The 13,361-nt window shown below is 70.8% G+C and carries 12 protein-coding genes; 2 read left to right on the forward strand and 10 right to left on the reverse strand.

The features are described from left to right. Nucleotides 1-64 precede the first annotated feature (64 nt). The 8 genes from Q9R33_RS13740 to Q9R33_RS13775 form a co-directional block, all read right to left on the reverse strand. Nucleotides 65-1,033, reverse strand: coding sequence for a fumarylacetoacetate hydrolase family protein (locus tag Q9R33_RS13740; RefSeq protein ID WP_311294130.1), 969 nt, complete (start codon nucleotides 1,031-1,033; stop codon nucleotides 65-67). Next, nucleotides 1,030-2,070, reverse strand: coding sequence for an amidohydrolase family protein (locus tag Q9R33_RS13745; protein ID WP_056366374.1), 1,041 nt, complete (start codon nucleotides 2,068-2,070; stop codon nucleotides 1,030-1,032). The genes Q9R33_RS13740 and Q9R33_RS13745 overlap by 4 nt, the downstream gene beginning before the upstream one ends. Next, nucleotides 2,067-3,200: an FAD-dependent monooxygenase gene (locus Q9R33_RS13750; protein WP_056366371.1), complete on the reverse strand. Its 1,134-nt coding sequence runs from the start codon at nucleotides 3,198-3,200 to the stop codon at nucleotides 2,067-2,069. Before Q9R33_RS13750 ends, Q9R33_RS13745 begins: the two co-directional genes overlap by 4 nt. A gap of 33 nt (nucleotides 3,201-3,233) precedes the next feature. Then, the gene (locus Q9R33_RS13755; protein WP_311294131.1) at nucleotides 3,234-4,232 is read right to left on the reverse strand and encodes a cyclase family protein; all 999 of its coding nucleotides are present in this window, start codon (nucleotides 4,230-4,232) and stop codon (nucleotides 3,234-3,236) included. Continuing rightward, a complete protein-coding gene (locus Q9R33_RS13760; RefSeq protein ID WP_311294132.1) occupies nucleotides 4,229-5,200 on the reverse strand; it encodes a fumarylacetoacetate hydrolase family protein in 972 nt (323 codons plus the stop codon). The genes Q9R33_RS13755 and Q9R33_RS13760 overlap by 4 nt, the downstream gene beginning before the upstream one ends. Before the next feature lie 74 nt (nucleotides 5,201-5,274). Then, nucleotides 5,275-6,294: a VOC family protein gene (locus tag Q9R33_RS13765; protein WP_045298584.1), complete on the reverse strand. Its 1,020-nt coding sequence runs from the start codon at nucleotides 6,292-6,294 to the stop codon at nucleotides 5,275-5,277. A 106-nt stretch (nucleotides 6,295-6,400) separates the two neighbouring features. Further along, a complete protein-coding gene (locus Q9R33_RS13770; RefSeq protein ID WP_311294133.1) occupies nucleotides 6,401-7,177 on the reverse strand; it encodes a hypothetical protein in 777 nt (258 codons plus the stop codon). After that, nucleotides 7,174-8,208 carry a Gfo/Idh/MocA family oxidoreductase gene (locus Q9R33_RS13775; protein WP_311294134.1) on the reverse strand — a complete coding sequence of 345 codons (1,035 nt, stop codon included), beginning with the start codon at nucleotides 8,206-8,208 and terminating at the stop codon, nucleotides 7,174-7,176. The genes Q9R33_RS13770 and Q9R33_RS13775 overlap by 4 nt, the downstream gene beginning before the upstream one ends. A gap of 105 nt (nucleotides 8,209-8,313) precedes the next feature. On the opposite strand from Q9R33_RS13775, the gene Q9R33_RS13780 reads away from it, so the two are divergent. Both Q9R33_RS13780 and Q9R33_RS13785 read left to right on the forward strand, forming a co-directional pair. Next, nucleotides 8,314-9,591, forward strand: a complete 1,278-nt coding sequence (locus tag Q9R33_RS13780; RefSeq protein ID WP_056366359.1) for an ROK family protein — start codon at nucleotides 8,314-8,316, stop codon at nucleotides 9,589-9,591. A gap of 102 nt (nucleotides 9,592-9,693) precedes the next feature. Then, complete coding sequence (locus Q9R33_RS13785; protein WP_311294135.1) at nucleotides 9,694-11,133, forward strand: hypothetical protein; 1,440 nt, start codon at nucleotides 9,694-9,696, stop codon at nucleotides 11,131-11,133. Between the two features lie 187 nt (nucleotides 11,134-11,320). Here Q9R33_RS13785 and Q9R33_RS13790 read toward each other — a convergent pair whose 3' ends face one another. Both Q9R33_RS13790 and Q9R33_RS13795 read right to left on the reverse strand, forming a co-directional pair. Continuing rightward, nucleotides 11,321-12,316 (reverse strand): Gfo/Idh/MocA family oxidoreductase, encoded by a 996-nt coding sequence (locus Q9R33_RS13790; RefSeq protein WP_311294136.1) that lies wholly within the window; start codon nucleotides 12,314-12,316, stop codon nucleotides 11,321-11,323. Between the two features lie 2 nt (nucleotides 12,317-12,318). Beyond that, a complete protein-coding gene (locus tag Q9R33_RS13795; RefSeq protein ID WP_311294137.1) occupies nucleotides 12,319-13,188 on the reverse strand; it encodes a ThuA domain-containing protein in 870 nt (289 codons plus the stop codon). Between the last annotated feature and the right edge of the window lie 173 nt (nucleotides 13,189-13,361).

Raw genomic sequence — 13,361 nt, forward strand, 5'->3', positions numbered from 1 at the left:
CCTCCGTGGGCCCCGACGTCACTGTCGATTCTAGCCATTCTTTAGTCGTAAAACAACTAAAGAATCAGGAGCGCCGCCTCGCGCGGGGGCGGGGGCGCGCAGCGGGCAACGCCGGCGCCGCCACTGCCGCACCCACGGTCCCGACGAGCTCGCCGATGCCCTCGACGGTCATGCGCACCTCGTCGCCCTCGCGCAGGGACGGGATCGTCGAGCCCCGGCCCCACAGCTCGCCGAGGCATCCGCCGTTTCCGACCGTGCCGCTGCCGAGCACGTCCCCCGGCACGACCCGGGAGTTGCGCGACGCGTACGCGACGAGCTCGGGGAACGGCCAGCCCATGTTCGACACGAGGTCCTCGCCGACGAGCTCGCCGTTGATGCGCACCTCGGCGCGGATCACGAGGAAGCCGTCGGCGTCGACGTACTGCTCCAGCTCGTCGGCCGTCACGATCCACGGGCCGAGGCTGGTGCCGAAGTCCTTGCCCTTCGCCGGCCCCAGTCGCACCTTCATCTCGCGGGATTGGATGTCGCGGGCCGACCAGTCGTTCATGATCGTGTACCCGAAGATGCGGGAGGCCGCCTCCCCCGCCGTCAGGTTCGCCTCGCCGACCCCGGGCGCGTTGCCGACGACGACGGCGACCTCCAGCTCGAAGTCGAGCCGTTCGGTGACCGGAGGGGCGACGGGCTCGTCCGGGCCGAGGATCGTGTGCGGGTTCGTGAAGTAGAACGTCGGCGCCTGGTACCACTCGGGCACGACCTCGCTCTTGCCGTCGACCGACGCGCTCACGCCCTCGACGTGCTCCTCGAAGGCGACGAAATCACGGACGGAGGCCGGGACCACCGGCGCCAGCAGGCGCACGTCGGCGAGCGCTGTGCCGGGCTCACCCTTCACCCGGCCGAACGCTGCGTGCGCAGCATCCACTCCCCCGGCGAGGATGTCGGCGACCGTCTGGCCGTCGGGGAACGGGACGACGCGATCGCCGACGACGAACCCCTCGCCGATGCCGGCGCCGTCGGTCCAGCGGGCGATCCTCATGCGGAGACCTTCGTGCGCAGCAGCTCCGCGGCATTGCCGGCGAGGATGCGGTCGGTGATCTCGGCCGGAAGATCGGCCGAGCGCACGAAGGCGACCGGGTCGTCGAGCCCCATGTCGAACGGGAAGTCGCTGCCGAGCACGACGCGCGAGCCCCCGGCGACCTCGACGAGGTGGCGCACGGCGATGGGGTCGTGGACGACGGTGTCGAACCACAGCTTCTTCAGGTAGCTCGACGGTTCGTGCGCGCAGCGCTGCGCCTCGGGGCGCACGCGCCACGCGCGGTCAGAGCGCCCGATGGCGAACGGCAGGTAGCCCCCGCCGTGCGCGACGACGATCTTGAGCCCCGGATGCCGGTCGAGCACTCCGGCGAAGATGAGGTGCGAGAGAGCAACGGCGTTCTCGGTCGGCTGCCCGACCGTGTTGGAGAGGTAGAACCGGTCGAGGCGCTCGTCGAGGCTGCAGCCGAACGGGTGCAGGAAGATCACGCAGCCGAGCTCGGCGGCGCGCGCCCAGAACGGCTCGAGACGTTCGTCCGAGAGCTCGACATCACCGGCGAACGACGAGATCTCGACGCCCGCGAGACCGCGGCCGAGCACGGCGTCGTCGAGGTACTCGACGAGGTGCGCCGGGTGCTGCAAGGGCACGACGCCGAGGCCGACGAGGCGGTCGGGCGCCTGGGCGACGTGCTCGGCGATGAGCCGGTTCGTCTCCCCCGCGATCCAGCCCGACAACCCCTCGTTCGCCCACGGGTAGAAGTGGTTCGGCGACACGCTGACCCACTGCCGGTCGACCCCCTGCTCATCCATCGCGGCGAGCCGGGCGTGCACGTCGGTGAGCTTCGGTATGCGGGCGCCGATCATGGCGCCCGACGCCTGCAGGCTCTCGACGCCGTTGCGCCGGCGCTCGAGGTCGGCGGCCGCGGCCACTTCCTCAGGCGCGCGGCGCTCGACCTCGGCGTGCAGCGCCGGCAGCAGCAGGTGTGCGTGGACGTCGACAACCGGCATCTGGTCGCCGCTGACCGAAATGAGCTCAGTCATGCGGGAACCGCCATCTGGTGCGCGATGCCGAACATGAGGCCCGCGACGTCCGCGTCCCGGACGCCGTCCAGCTGCCACTGGCCGAGCTGGACGGATGCCTCCACCACGGCCGTGGCCCGCGGCAGCCGACGCGCGTGGAACTCGTCCCACAGCGCCGCGTCGACCGCATCGCGGCCGGCCAGCAGCTCGGTGAGCACCAGCGCGTCCTCGAGGCCCTGCGCCGCGCCCTGCGCGATCGTCGGAGGGCAAGAGTGCGCGGCGTCCCCGATGAGGACGACGCGGCCGCGGTTCCACGCCCCCTCGACGATGTGCTTCGTGAACCACGTGTAGTTCGCGTGCGCACCGCCCTCGAGGTCGGCGCGGATCGAGTTCCAGGGGCCGTCGTAGGCGCGGGACTCCTCGAGCATGACGCGGGTGGCGTCCTCGTCGGAGACGTCGAAGCGGTCCTGCGCCTTCTCGACGAGGAACGCGTACATCGTGTCGTCGCCCGTCGGGGTGTAGCCGGCGATGTAGACCGGGCCTCCGTAGTACAGCTCGCTGCGGACGACCTCGGCGGGCCGCGAGACGAACGAGCGCCAGATGCCCATGCCGGTCGGCTCGGGCTTGGTCTCGATGCCGATGAGCCCGCGGACGGCGGAGTTCAGGCCGTCGGCGCCGATCAGCAGGTCGTACGAGCCGGCGGAGGCGCCGTCGACGAAGACCTCGACCCCGTCGCCGCTCTGCTCGAGGCCCGTGACCTTGGTTCCGAAGCGGACGTTCGCGCCCGCCTTCTGCGCGTGGTCGAGGAGGATGCGGGCGAGTGCAGGCCGCGGCATCCCCATCGCCGCCGGGTAGTCGGGTCCGCCGGTCTTGACGTCGGGAAGCTCGGCGACGATCGGCGCACCCGGCCCGGGAGCGCGCAGGTTGAGTCCCTCGAAGGGGTAGCCGGCGGCGCGGATGTCGTCCCACGCGCCGAGCGCGTCGAACACGCGCAGGGCATTGCCCTGCAGCGAGATGCCGGACCCGAGCGCACTGAGCTCGGGCTTCGCCTCGAAGACGTCGACCTCGACGCCGGCCTTGGCGAGCTGGATGGCGGCGGCGAGTCCGCTGACGCCGCTTCCGGCGATCGCGACCTTGTTCACTGCGGTCATGTCAGAACCTCTCTGTTCTTGTCTTCGGGGGGATTACAGAATCGCGACGGGGTTGATCGGCGAGCCGACCGCCCCCGTGATCGGCAGCGGCGCCGCCGACAGCAGGAAGTCCCAGCGCCCGCGCGCGGCGCACGCGTCGGCGAGGGCGTCGAGATTCCACATCTCGCCGATCGTGAGTCCCATGTTCGGGATCACGACCTGGTGCAGCGGCTGGAACGCCGGGGCGTCGAACTCGTTGGGCCGCACCTCGAAGCCCCACGTGTCGGTGGCGATCGCGGCGATCTCGGTGCGGTGCAGCCACCCTGCCGTGGTGAGCGACAGACCGGGCGCGGGTCCGCCGGCGTAGTCGCCCCAGCCGTCGCGCCGCGTGCGGGCGTACTGGCCGGTGCGCACCAGCACGATGTCGCCGCGGCCGACGCGGCTCGACGCGCCCTGCGCGGCGATGGTCGCCTCGATGTCGGCGACGGTGATCGCGTAGCCGTCGGCGAGTTCGCCGGTGTCGGGCGCGAGATGGCGGCCCACGTCGATCAGCACCCCCCGCGAGACGATGACGGATGCCGCGTGCTCGATCCCCGTGACGAGGTCGCCGTCGCTCGTGACGACGTCGCCCGCACGCCGGCCGTTCCAGGCGTTGCCGTGGTCGAAGATGTGGCCGAGCCCGTCCCACTGGGTGGAGCACTGCAGCGGCATCGCGATCACGTCGTCGGCGCCGCCGATGCCGTGCGGGAAGCCCTGGTTGCCGCGCTCGGCGTCGGTGCCGGTGTCGGTCATCGTGTGCACCGGATTGGTGCGCCGGCGCCACCCCTTCTGCGGGCCGTTCGTGTCGAACGCCTGCGCGAGCGAGATCACCTCGCCGTCCTGCACGAGGGCGGCGGCCTCGACCCGCTTGGCGGCATCGATGAAGTTGAGCGTGCCGAGCACGTCGTCCTCACCCCAGCGGCCCCAGTTGCGGAACGCCTCGGCGCGCGCGGCGATCTCGGCCTCGGGGTCGTTGCGGTCGAGGTCGGCGGGGTTCTCGCTCGGCGCGCTCATACCGCCGGTCCTTCCGCGAGGCAGCGGACCACCTGCGTGCCGAGGCCCGAGATGGATCCCGTCATGACGTCGCCGTCACGCAGGAACCTCTTCCAGTGCTGGCCGTTCCCGGGAGGGCTTCCGGTGAGCAGCAGATCGCCGGGCAGCAGCGCCGTCGTCTGCGACGCGGCGGAGATGAGCGCCGGGATGTCGAAGAGGAGGTCGCTCGTCGATCCGTTCTGCATCGTGTCGCCGTTGAGATCGAGTCGCACCGTGAGGTCCTCCCCCGCCACGAAGGGCGCCGGCACCAGGAAGGGACCGGTCGGAAGGAAGCCGGGGGCGTTCTTGGAACGGAACCAGTCGGTGCCGATCTCCTTCATGTCCTTGCGGAAGACGAGGTCGCGCGTCGTGACGTCGTTGACGATCGTGTAGCCCGCGACGTGATTCAGTGCGTCCTCGCGGGAGACGCGGAACGCCTCGGTGCCGATCACGACGGCGAGCTCCAGCTCCCAGTCGTGCACCTCGCTGTAGCCGGGCAGCACGAGGGGCACGTCGTCGCCGACGACGACGGTGGGCAGCCCGAGGAAGAAGTACGGCTCGCCGTTCGCACGGCGGCCGTCCATCATCTTGGCCGCGAACTCGCGGGCCTCCTCGGGCGAGCGGGACGGGTCCTGCGTGAGGCCCGCCACGACCAGCTCGATGACGTGCTCGCGATAGTTCGCGCCCGCCTGCACCACTTGGCGCGGCTCGACCGGGGCGGTGAGCACGACGTCGGCCAGCGGCATCCACCCCCCTTCATCTGCGGCGAGCGCGCGGAGGCGGTCCCAATCCGGATGCGCCAGGAAGGCGTTGAGTCCGGCCGCGCCGAGATCGTCGTCGGAGACCGCGCGGATGCGGTCGCCGGCGACGAGCCCGAGACGCACGGAATCGCCGTCGCGGAAGCGCGCGAGGGCGAAGGGGGCGGTCAGTCCGTGTGACGACGTCGTCATGTTCTCTCCAGATCCGTGGTTCGGAACGTGGTGCGAGGGTGGGAACGCCTCTCGCATCCCCACCCTCGAGCCTGTCAGCCCTGGCCGTGCTTGGCGTACGGGTTCAGCAGGGCGTCCTTGATCTCATCCGGAACGCCCTCCTCCGTCGCCGACGGACCGTCGGCGGGCGGGAACGACTCCGTCATCGACATCGGCATGGCGCTGTTGCGGTAGAAGTTGTTCGACCCCTGCGACGGCTTCCACGTGTTGGCCTCCCAGTCGGGCACGTAGTTGCGGTAGCCGCCGGTGTTGAGCTCGATGCGCAGGCTCGAGGGCTCGCGGTAGTAGAGGAAGTTCTGCTCGCCGATGCCGTGGATCGACGGGCCGTACTCGATCGGGTAGCCGTTCTCGCCGAGCACGTCGGCGGCGATGAGCAGCTCCTCGCGGGTGTCGACCCAGAAGGCGTAGTGGTTCACGCGGCCGGCGCGGGTCGAGCCGTCGAGGACGACGCCCAGGTCGTGCGACTTCTCGTTCGTCGTGAGCACCGAGAACACCGAGATCGGCGCTTCGTCGAGCTGCGTACGGGCCATGAAGCGGAAGCCGAGCACGTCGACGTACCACTGGACGAAGGCGTCGACGTCGCTGGTCGCGATCGTGACGTGGTCGAGCTGGCGCGGGGCGCCCGCGACCTTGCTGCGACGCGAGGGGCGGTCGGGGTAGATCGACGCGGCGTCGCCCTCGGTGTCGTGGTGGCGCGTGACGTCCCAGTGCAGGGTCAGCGTGTGGCCCCACGGGCCGGTGAACTGATAGGCACGGCCGATCTTGTGGACGTCGATCCACTCGCCCTGGATGCCGGCGGCCTCGACGCGCTTCGCGGCCTCCTCCAGCGCCTCGGGGCTCGACGTGCGCCACGCCGCGGTCACGAGACCCGGCTCGTCACCCGGCACGACCACGACCGAGTACGCGTAGTAGTCGCCCCAGCAGCGGAGGTAGACGGCGCCGTCGACGCGGTCGACGACCGTGAGGCCGACCTGCTTCACGTAGAAGTCGACGGATGCTTCGACATCCGGCGACGTGATGGCCACATACGACAGATGCGACAGAAGCTTGATCATCTTCGATCCCTTTCGGTGAGTCATCGGGGTGATCCCGTCAACCACTTTCGCCGAACTCGGGCATATCGAGGAATCCCATATCGGCTATCCCTCAGATCACCGACGTTTATGCCGTCGGCGCGGGGAGGAGCGCGGCCGCGAGCGCTGTGTCATGGCGCAGATCCGCGAGATCGGACGGCGGCTCGCCCGCGCGGACCGCCGCGATCGCGCGGCGCAGCGCGACGCGCTCGGGGCTCTCGAAGAGCGCGGGAAGGATGCCGCGACCCGCGGCATCCGTGACGCAGGCGACGGTCTCGAGATCGGCGTCGATCTCCACACGCGTCGGGGCCATCGTGGTGATCCGCATGCGGCCGGGAATCGGCGCGCCCGGCTGCGCGGCGGCGACGATCGACACGGAAGCGCCCTCTGTGGACCCGAGGAGCGCGAGCACGCGGCCGCCGCACGACTCGGTCGTCAGAGGGGCGAGCGAAGCGCGCGCGAGGACCCGCGCCCACCCGATCGCGTCGCGCAACGCCGGACCGAGGGTGCGCGCGGGCGCATGACACTCGACGACGAGCGCGCCGGGAGCCGGGAGCTCCTCGATCGAAGCGCCCACTCCGGCGACCAGGTCGGCGCGCAGCAGCGGGCGCTCCACGACCACGGGCGTCGCACCGGCGAGCGAGCCCAGAGCCTCGAGCGCCTCGATCGGGGCGACGGCGGGTTGCGCGACGACGACGGCCGCCGCGCCGGCGGCGATCGCATCAGAGGCCACCACCCACCACCCGTCGCCCCCGCGCACGACGGCGACGGCACCCTTCGTGTCGCGGCTTGCCAACGCGCTCTCGGGCAGCTCGGCCACCGCGATGCGGTAGGCGTCGAGGTCGGTGCGAACGGGCGTCGTCATGCTGCGGCTCCGATCAGCTCTGCCGCGGCGTCGGCCAGCCGCAGGGCGTAGCGGGCGTCGTCGAGCAGTTCGTCGTACTCCACGGGCAGACCGGCGTCGAGCAGCTCCGCGAGGGCGCGCCACTCCGCGACGTATCCGTCGCCGGGATCGTGCGCGTAGATCGTGTCGCGGCCGTCCGCGGCGCGCACGCGCACCCGCGCTCCGCCCGCGTGCACGAACGGGGGCGGGAAGCTGACGTCGAGCCGGTCGGAGGCCGTCGCGACGGCGATGCGCCAGAGCGTGTCGGCGCCCTCCGGGAGCATCACCGTCGTGAGCTGGACCGGAACCCCGCCGGCGACGAAGCCGACCGCGTACCCGAGCGGGGGCAGCGCCCGCGCGAAGACGACGCGCTCGAAGCGCGGGACCAGATCACGCACGAGCGGCAGATCGTGGATCGCGAGCCCGGTGAGGAGCTGGCGCACGACGCCCGCGGCAACCGCGGCGCGCGTCAGGTCGGGAGCGCCCCGGCCGGCGGCCGCCGATGCGGGCAGCTCGGTGACGAGCTCGTGATACCGCGCGTTGGGCGCCAGCGCGAGCGTGACCGAGATCGAGACGACCGGCCCGCCCGACACGGTGAGGTGATGCTTGGCCCGGCCCCACGCCGGATCGAAGTAGTGGTTCGTGCCGACGATCAGCGGCACCCCGGCGCGGCGGCACGCCTCGACGGCCTCCTCCGCCTCGGCGACCGTCGTGCCGAGGGGCTTCTCGCAGAACACCGCGCGCTTGCCGGCGGCGACGGCCGCGATGATCTGCGCCGCATGCTGGGCGGGCGGGCTGCAGATCGCCACGACCTCGGCCTCCGGATCCGCCATGATGGCGTCGACACCCGTCGACGACCGCGCACCCACCCGCGCCGCGAGTGCGGCCGAGCGGCCACTTCCCCCGTCGGCGACGTGCACGACGCGGAAGGCGTCGCCCACGCGCGCGAGCGTCGGAAGATGCAGCGCCGCCACTCCAGGCCCCGCACCGATGATGCCCACACCACGCGCCATGGTCGCCTCCTTACTTCGGCTGGAAGCGTACCTAAGTGTGAAGCCGTTTGACTATAGGTGTCTCGATTTCCGCGTCTAGCGTGCAGTGTTATGTAAGAATCGACCATGGCCAGAGAGTCCACGCTGCGGTTCGGCGCACAGACCGACGAGATGACGAGCCTTCTCCGCATCGTCAACATGGTTCGCACCGGTGAGGCCGCCACCCGTCCCGAGATCGGCCGCGTGACCGGTCTCGGCCGTGGCGTCGTGACGCAGCGCGTCGACCACGCGATCGAGATGGGCTACCTCGCCGACGGCGAGTTCGGCCCCTCGTCGGGGGGCCGCGCACCGCGCACCCTCCGCTTCCGCGGCGACGCCGGGCGCATCGTCGTCTGCGCACTCGGCGCGCTCCACATCCACGTCGGCGTCGCACTCCTCGACGGCGACGTCATCGATCAGGAGCATTCGCCGTGGGACATCGCCCGCGGTCCCGCGGAGACCCTCGACAAGGCCCTGAGCATGATCGACGAGGTGCTCGCGCGCACCCCGGACGTGCCGGTCTGGGGCATCGGCGTCGGAGTGCCCGGCCCGGTGGACTTCGACAGCGGTCGTCCTGTCGCACCGCCGATCATGCCCGGCTGGAACGGCTTCGACGTGCGCCGCCGCTTCGAGCAGCGCTACGACGCTCCCGTCTGGGTCGACAACGACGTGAACCTCCTCACATTCGGAGAGCGGGCCCGCCGCGACGACGACCGCCTCGACCTGATCTACTGCAAGATCGGCTCCGGCATCGGCGCCGGCCTCCTCTCGCACGGCCGCATCCATCGCGGCGTCAACGGCGCCGCCGGCGACATCGGCCACGTGCGGGTGCGCGATTCGGATGCCCTCTGCCGCTGCGGCAAGATCGGGTGCCTCGAAGCCGTCGCCGGCGGATGGGCGATGATCCGCGACGCCCTCGCCGAGATCGAGGCCGGCGCCACGGGCGTGCTCGCCACCGCCGTCGCCGACGGCGAGGAGCTCACGCCCGAGCTGATCTCGATCGCGGCCGAGAACGGCGACGCCCTCGCGATCCGGCTCGTGCAGCGCTCGGCCCGCGTCGTCGGCGAGTCGATCGCCGCGCTCGTCAACATGTTCAACCCGTCGGTCATCGTGATCGGCGGCGCCATGGCCGGCGCCGGCGAGCTGCTGCTGGCCGAGGTGCGCCAGCGCGTCTACGAGCTTTCACTCCCCCTCGCCACGCGCGATCTGACGATCGCGCAGTCCGTCAACGACCGGCGCGAGCCGCTGCGCGGCGGTGTCGAGATGGTGCGCGAGCAGCTCTTCGAGGTCACCTTCCCGCGGTGGTTCAGCGACGGGAGGCCGTCGGTCGTCGCCATCCGCGGGGCACTCGAGGCCGTCGCCTGAGCTCTGTGACAGAGACCCGGAAACTTCTTACGAAAAACGACAAAAGCGTGTAGCTTCCTGTCTGAAGCCGATCCGATCGGCCGGCACAAGGGAGTGAACACGATGGCGTTGCCGCTGCTGCAGGACGATGCGCTCGTCTCGACGGAATCCGGCTTCGCGCTGCACGTAAGCCTGCCGTGGATCCGGTCCATGCCGCTGGCGGCCGTCACCGATCTCGCGGTCTCTATCGACGGCTCCCCCGTCTCGGTCACCGCCCGGCTCGACGGGCGCGACGTCGCACCGGGCGCCCTCTCCACCGAGCCGGGATGGTGGTTCATCCAGGACCGCCTCGAACTGCGGGGCGTCGGGATGCTGCCGCCCGGCGCGCACGATGTCTCGGTGTCGTTCGTGCTCGTGGTGCCGTATCTGCAGGCGGGCCCGTCCGGGCCGCTCGCGCTGCCGCTGCGCGCCGATCGTGCGCTCGGCCTCCGGGACGAGGCATCCGTCGCTCGCCGCCCGGTCGCAGACAGGGCGACCCCGGCCGAGCAGGCGGTGCCGGCGGGCGGCGACCTGCCGGGCGAGTGGACCGTCTCAGCCAGCGCGTTCAACTGGACGCCGGAGGTCATCCGCGCAGAGCGCTCCGCGTCCGACATCGCGATCGGCGTGGTCGGCGAGGGTGTCGCCGCGACCATCGAGATCGAGGCCGGGCAGGTGTGGCGCTCGTTCCCGGATCCCTCCGACGCGGAGGTCGACGTGTTCCGCGAGCGCCTGACAGCTGCCGGCGGCGCCGTGACGATCGTCGGCGCGAGCCTCGACGACTGGGCGTCGCCCTCGCGCCGTCGCACGGACGAGGAGCGGCTCGCGTTCCTCGTGCCGCAGCTGCGTGCGGCCGCGCGTCTCGGCGCCCGGGGCGTGCGCGTCCCTTTCGGGCAGACGGGGTCCGAGCTGCTGCGCCTGGCGCAGCCGGTGCTCCACGACCTCGGCGTCGTGCTCTACGAAGAGATCCAGGGGCAGCAGAGCCTCGACGTGCCCGCGAACGCGGCCAACCTCGAGCTGCTCCAGGAGCTCGACGATCCCCGCATCCGGGTGCTGATCGACATCAGCATGCTCATGCCGTCGCTGCCGCCGTCGTACCTCGAAGAGCTGCGCCGGGGTGGTGTCGACGACTCTCTGCTTCACCGTCTCGACACCGCATGGCGGGCGCCCGAGACCCACGAAGCAGTGATCGCGACGCTCCGCGAGGGACGAGTGCCCCCGTCGGTCCACACGCTCTTCATGAACCTGCTCGTGCGCTTCGGTCGCTCGGAGGTGGCCGACCTCGAACCGCTGCTGCCCCTCACCGCCGGCGTGCACCTGAAGTTCTGGGACCTCGACGACGCCGAAGGGCGGGTGTCGCGCCCGATCGGCGACATCGGAGCAGCCCTGCGGCGCACCGGCTTCGCCGGCACACTGACGAGCGAGTGGGGCGGCCACGAGTGGCTGGACGCGGATGCCGCCACGATGACCCGAGCCCACCTGGCGCTGTCGCGCCGCGCGCTGACGGGAGCATCCGTCAGAGCGTGAGATGCGGTCGTTCGTGCGACAGGCACGCGGCCCGCGGGGCAGCGACTCGAGACCTGTCTCGACCGGAGGAGAAAGACGACATCCCCGGGCACACTGCGGCCCGGCAAGCTCGATCACGCGCGCTGACGCCGCTGCACGAGCACGACGATGGCTCCCGATCCGCGGATCGGCAGCCATCGTCGTGTGTTCAGCGGGGCTGAAGTCCCGCAGCGCGATAGACGTCGTCGACGAGTTCCATCGTGGCTACGGCGTCCTGGGCGCGCAGCGGCGTGGCGGCCCCGGAGCCGAGGACCTCCACGAGGTGCTGCAGCTGCGCCACGTAGCTCGATTCACCATCGACGGCCTTCTCATCGATGAGCACGTCCTCCCCCGCGGTGACGCGCAGCGTGGCGCCCCATTGCGGGACGATCACGCTGGTCGCGTGCAGCGTCGCCGAGGATCCGACGATGTGCAGCGACATCCGTCCCTCGTCGTCACCCAGGAACGACGCGCGCACCCGCGCGGTGATGCCGTCGTCGAACGACAGCACGAAGTCGGTCTGCAGATCGACGCGGGGGTCGTCGTCGTACAGCTCGGCAGACGACGACAGCACGGTCGCCTCACCGAACGCGGCGCGCAGAAGGTCGATGGCATAGCAGCCGACGTCCATCACCGCTCCGCCGCCGAGATCTCCGTTCAGCCGGATATTGCCGGGCCCTACGACGAAGTGAGGGATGCTGAAGTCGATCTCGACGTCCTCGATGGCACCCAGCACGCCCGACCGGATGACCTCCAGCAGACGCTGAGTGAACGAGTGGAGCCGATAGTGGAAGCCGACGAACGCCGACCGGCGGTTCGCGCGGGCGGCGTCGGCGATCGCGCGCGCGTCCTTGCCGTTGGCCGAGAGCGGCTTCTCGCAGAGGACGTGCTTGCCGGCATCCAGCGCCGCGACCGCCCACCGCGCGTGGACGGTGGGCGGCAGGGCCACATAGACCAGGTCGACGTCGGGGTTCGTCATGACGCTCGCGTAGTCCCCGGCGGCCTCGATGCCGAACCGGTCCGCGAAGGCGCGGGCGCGCTCGGGGTCGCGCGATCCCACCGCGATGACCTGGACGCTCTCGACGAGAGTCGAGGGCTCCACCATGGCCCGCTCGGCGATGCCGCCTGTCCCGAAGATCCCGACGCGCAGCTGTGAAGCTGTCATGCTCACCCCTCCTTGTTGTAGTACGGCCACGGCAGGAAGCGGCGCTCGCCCCGACGGTCGGGACCGTCGAGGGTGACCTCACCGGTCGCCGCCCATTCGACGCCGCGCGGGAACATGCGGATGAACTCGATGCGGCGGAACGTGTCGATGTCGTGGCCGATCGTGATGGTGAACGACCGGCCGGCGCCGTACTCGTTGATCCAGGCGATCGGCTGATCAGTGTTCATGCCGGGGAGCGCAGCGATGCCCTCCGGCGGCATCGCCACCGGGTAGTGCGACATCGGCCACATCGGCGCCTTCTCGTACGACTCGAGGTCGTCGTACGTCGTGAGGAGCACCTGGGCGCTCTCGGCGATCTCGACGCCGGTGAGGATGTCGTCGCCGGTGACCGCCCACCGGGCGCTGATGCCCTCGGTGATCGCGTGCCGCGGCTCGACGGTGTCGAGCTGCGCCTCACCCCACGGGCGGGGCCGCAGTCCCCCGGCAACGGTGAGCCGAGAGCCGCGCATGACGTTGTACTCGTCGGGGTAGCCCCAGTCATCCTCCTGTGCGGCGGAGCCGTGGAACCACACGATGCCTTTGCCGTCGTCGTGGACGAACTTCAGGAGCGCAGCATCCGTCTCCGCCCCGAAGCCGACGGCCTTCTCGTGGTAGCCGTCGCGGCCCTCGAAGACGACGATGACCACGTCGTACTTGTCGATGATCTCGGCGCCCACACCGCGGGGGTCCTCAACCACTCGGACGCGGAAGCGTCCGGTGTCTTCGAGCAGGGTCGTGAGCCACTGGTTGTGCTGACGGAAGCTGCGGAACTCGTTGTCGTGCTCGCGGGTCATGTGACCCGACAGGATGAGCACGTCAAGGACGTCGGTCATGCGAACACTCCTTCATGTGGGGCGTGCGAAGGCACGCCGAAGAGGGTCCCGGTGCATCCGGGACCCTGCGGGTCGGGGCCTAGTCGGCCTTGGTCGAGAACGCGGCGTCGAACGCCGCAGCGGGAGGCGTGATCGCGTTGAGCTTGCGCACGAACTCGATCGCCTCAGGGGCT

This window comes from Microbacterium sp. PRC9 (assembly GCF_031844125.1).
Lineage (GTDB): Bacteria > Actinomycetota > Actinomycetes > Actinomycetales > Microbacteriaceae > Microbacterium.

Coding starts and splice junctions, on each gene's coding strand:
- Q9R33_RS13740 (WP_311294130.1), bottom strand. CDS start 1,033: ATGAGGATCGCCCGCTGGACCGACGGCGCCGGCATCGGCGAGGGGTTC.
- Q9R33_RS13745 (WP_056366374.1), bottom strand. CDS start 2,070: ATGACTGAGCTCATTTCGGTCAGCGGCGACCAGATGCCGGTTGTCGAC.
- Q9R33_RS13750 (WP_056366371.1), bottom strand. CDS start 3,200: ATGACCGCAGTGAACAAGGTCGCGATCGCCGGAAGCGGCGTCAGCGGA.
- Q9R33_RS13755 (WP_311294131.1), bottom strand. CDS start 4,232: ATGAGCGCGCCGAGCGAGAACCCCGCCGACCTCGACCGCAACGACCCC.
- Q9R33_RS13760 (WP_311294132.1), bottom strand. CDS start 5,200: ATGACGACGTCGTCACACGGACTGACCGCCCCCTTCGCCCTCGCGCGC.
- Q9R33_RS13765 (WP_045298584.1), bottom strand. CDS start 6,294: ATGATCAAGCTTCTGTCGCATCTGTCGTATGTGGCCATCACGTCGCCG.
- Q9R33_RS13770 (WP_311294133.1), bottom strand. CDS start 7,177: ATGACGACGCCCGTTCGCACCGACCTCGACGCCTACCGCATCGCGGTG.
- Q9R33_RS13775 (WP_311294134.1), bottom strand. CDS start 8,208: ATGGCGCGTGGTGTGGGCATCATCGGTGCGGGGCCTGGAGTGGCGGCG.
- Q9R33_RS13780 (WP_056366359.1), top strand. CDS start 8,314: ATGGCCAGAGAGTCCACGCTGCGGTTCGGCGCACAGACCGACGAGATG.
- Q9R33_RS13785 (WP_311294135.1), top strand. CDS start 9,694: ATGGCGTTGCCGCTGCTGCAGGACGATGCGCTCGTCTCGACGGAATCC.
- Q9R33_RS13790 (WP_311294136.1), bottom strand. CDS start 12,316: ATGACAGCTTCACAGCTGCGCGTCGGGATCTTCGGGACAGGCGGCATC.
- Q9R33_RS13795 (WP_311294137.1), bottom strand. CDS start 13,188: ATGACCGACGTCCTTGACGTGCTCATCCTGTCGGGTCACATGACCCGC.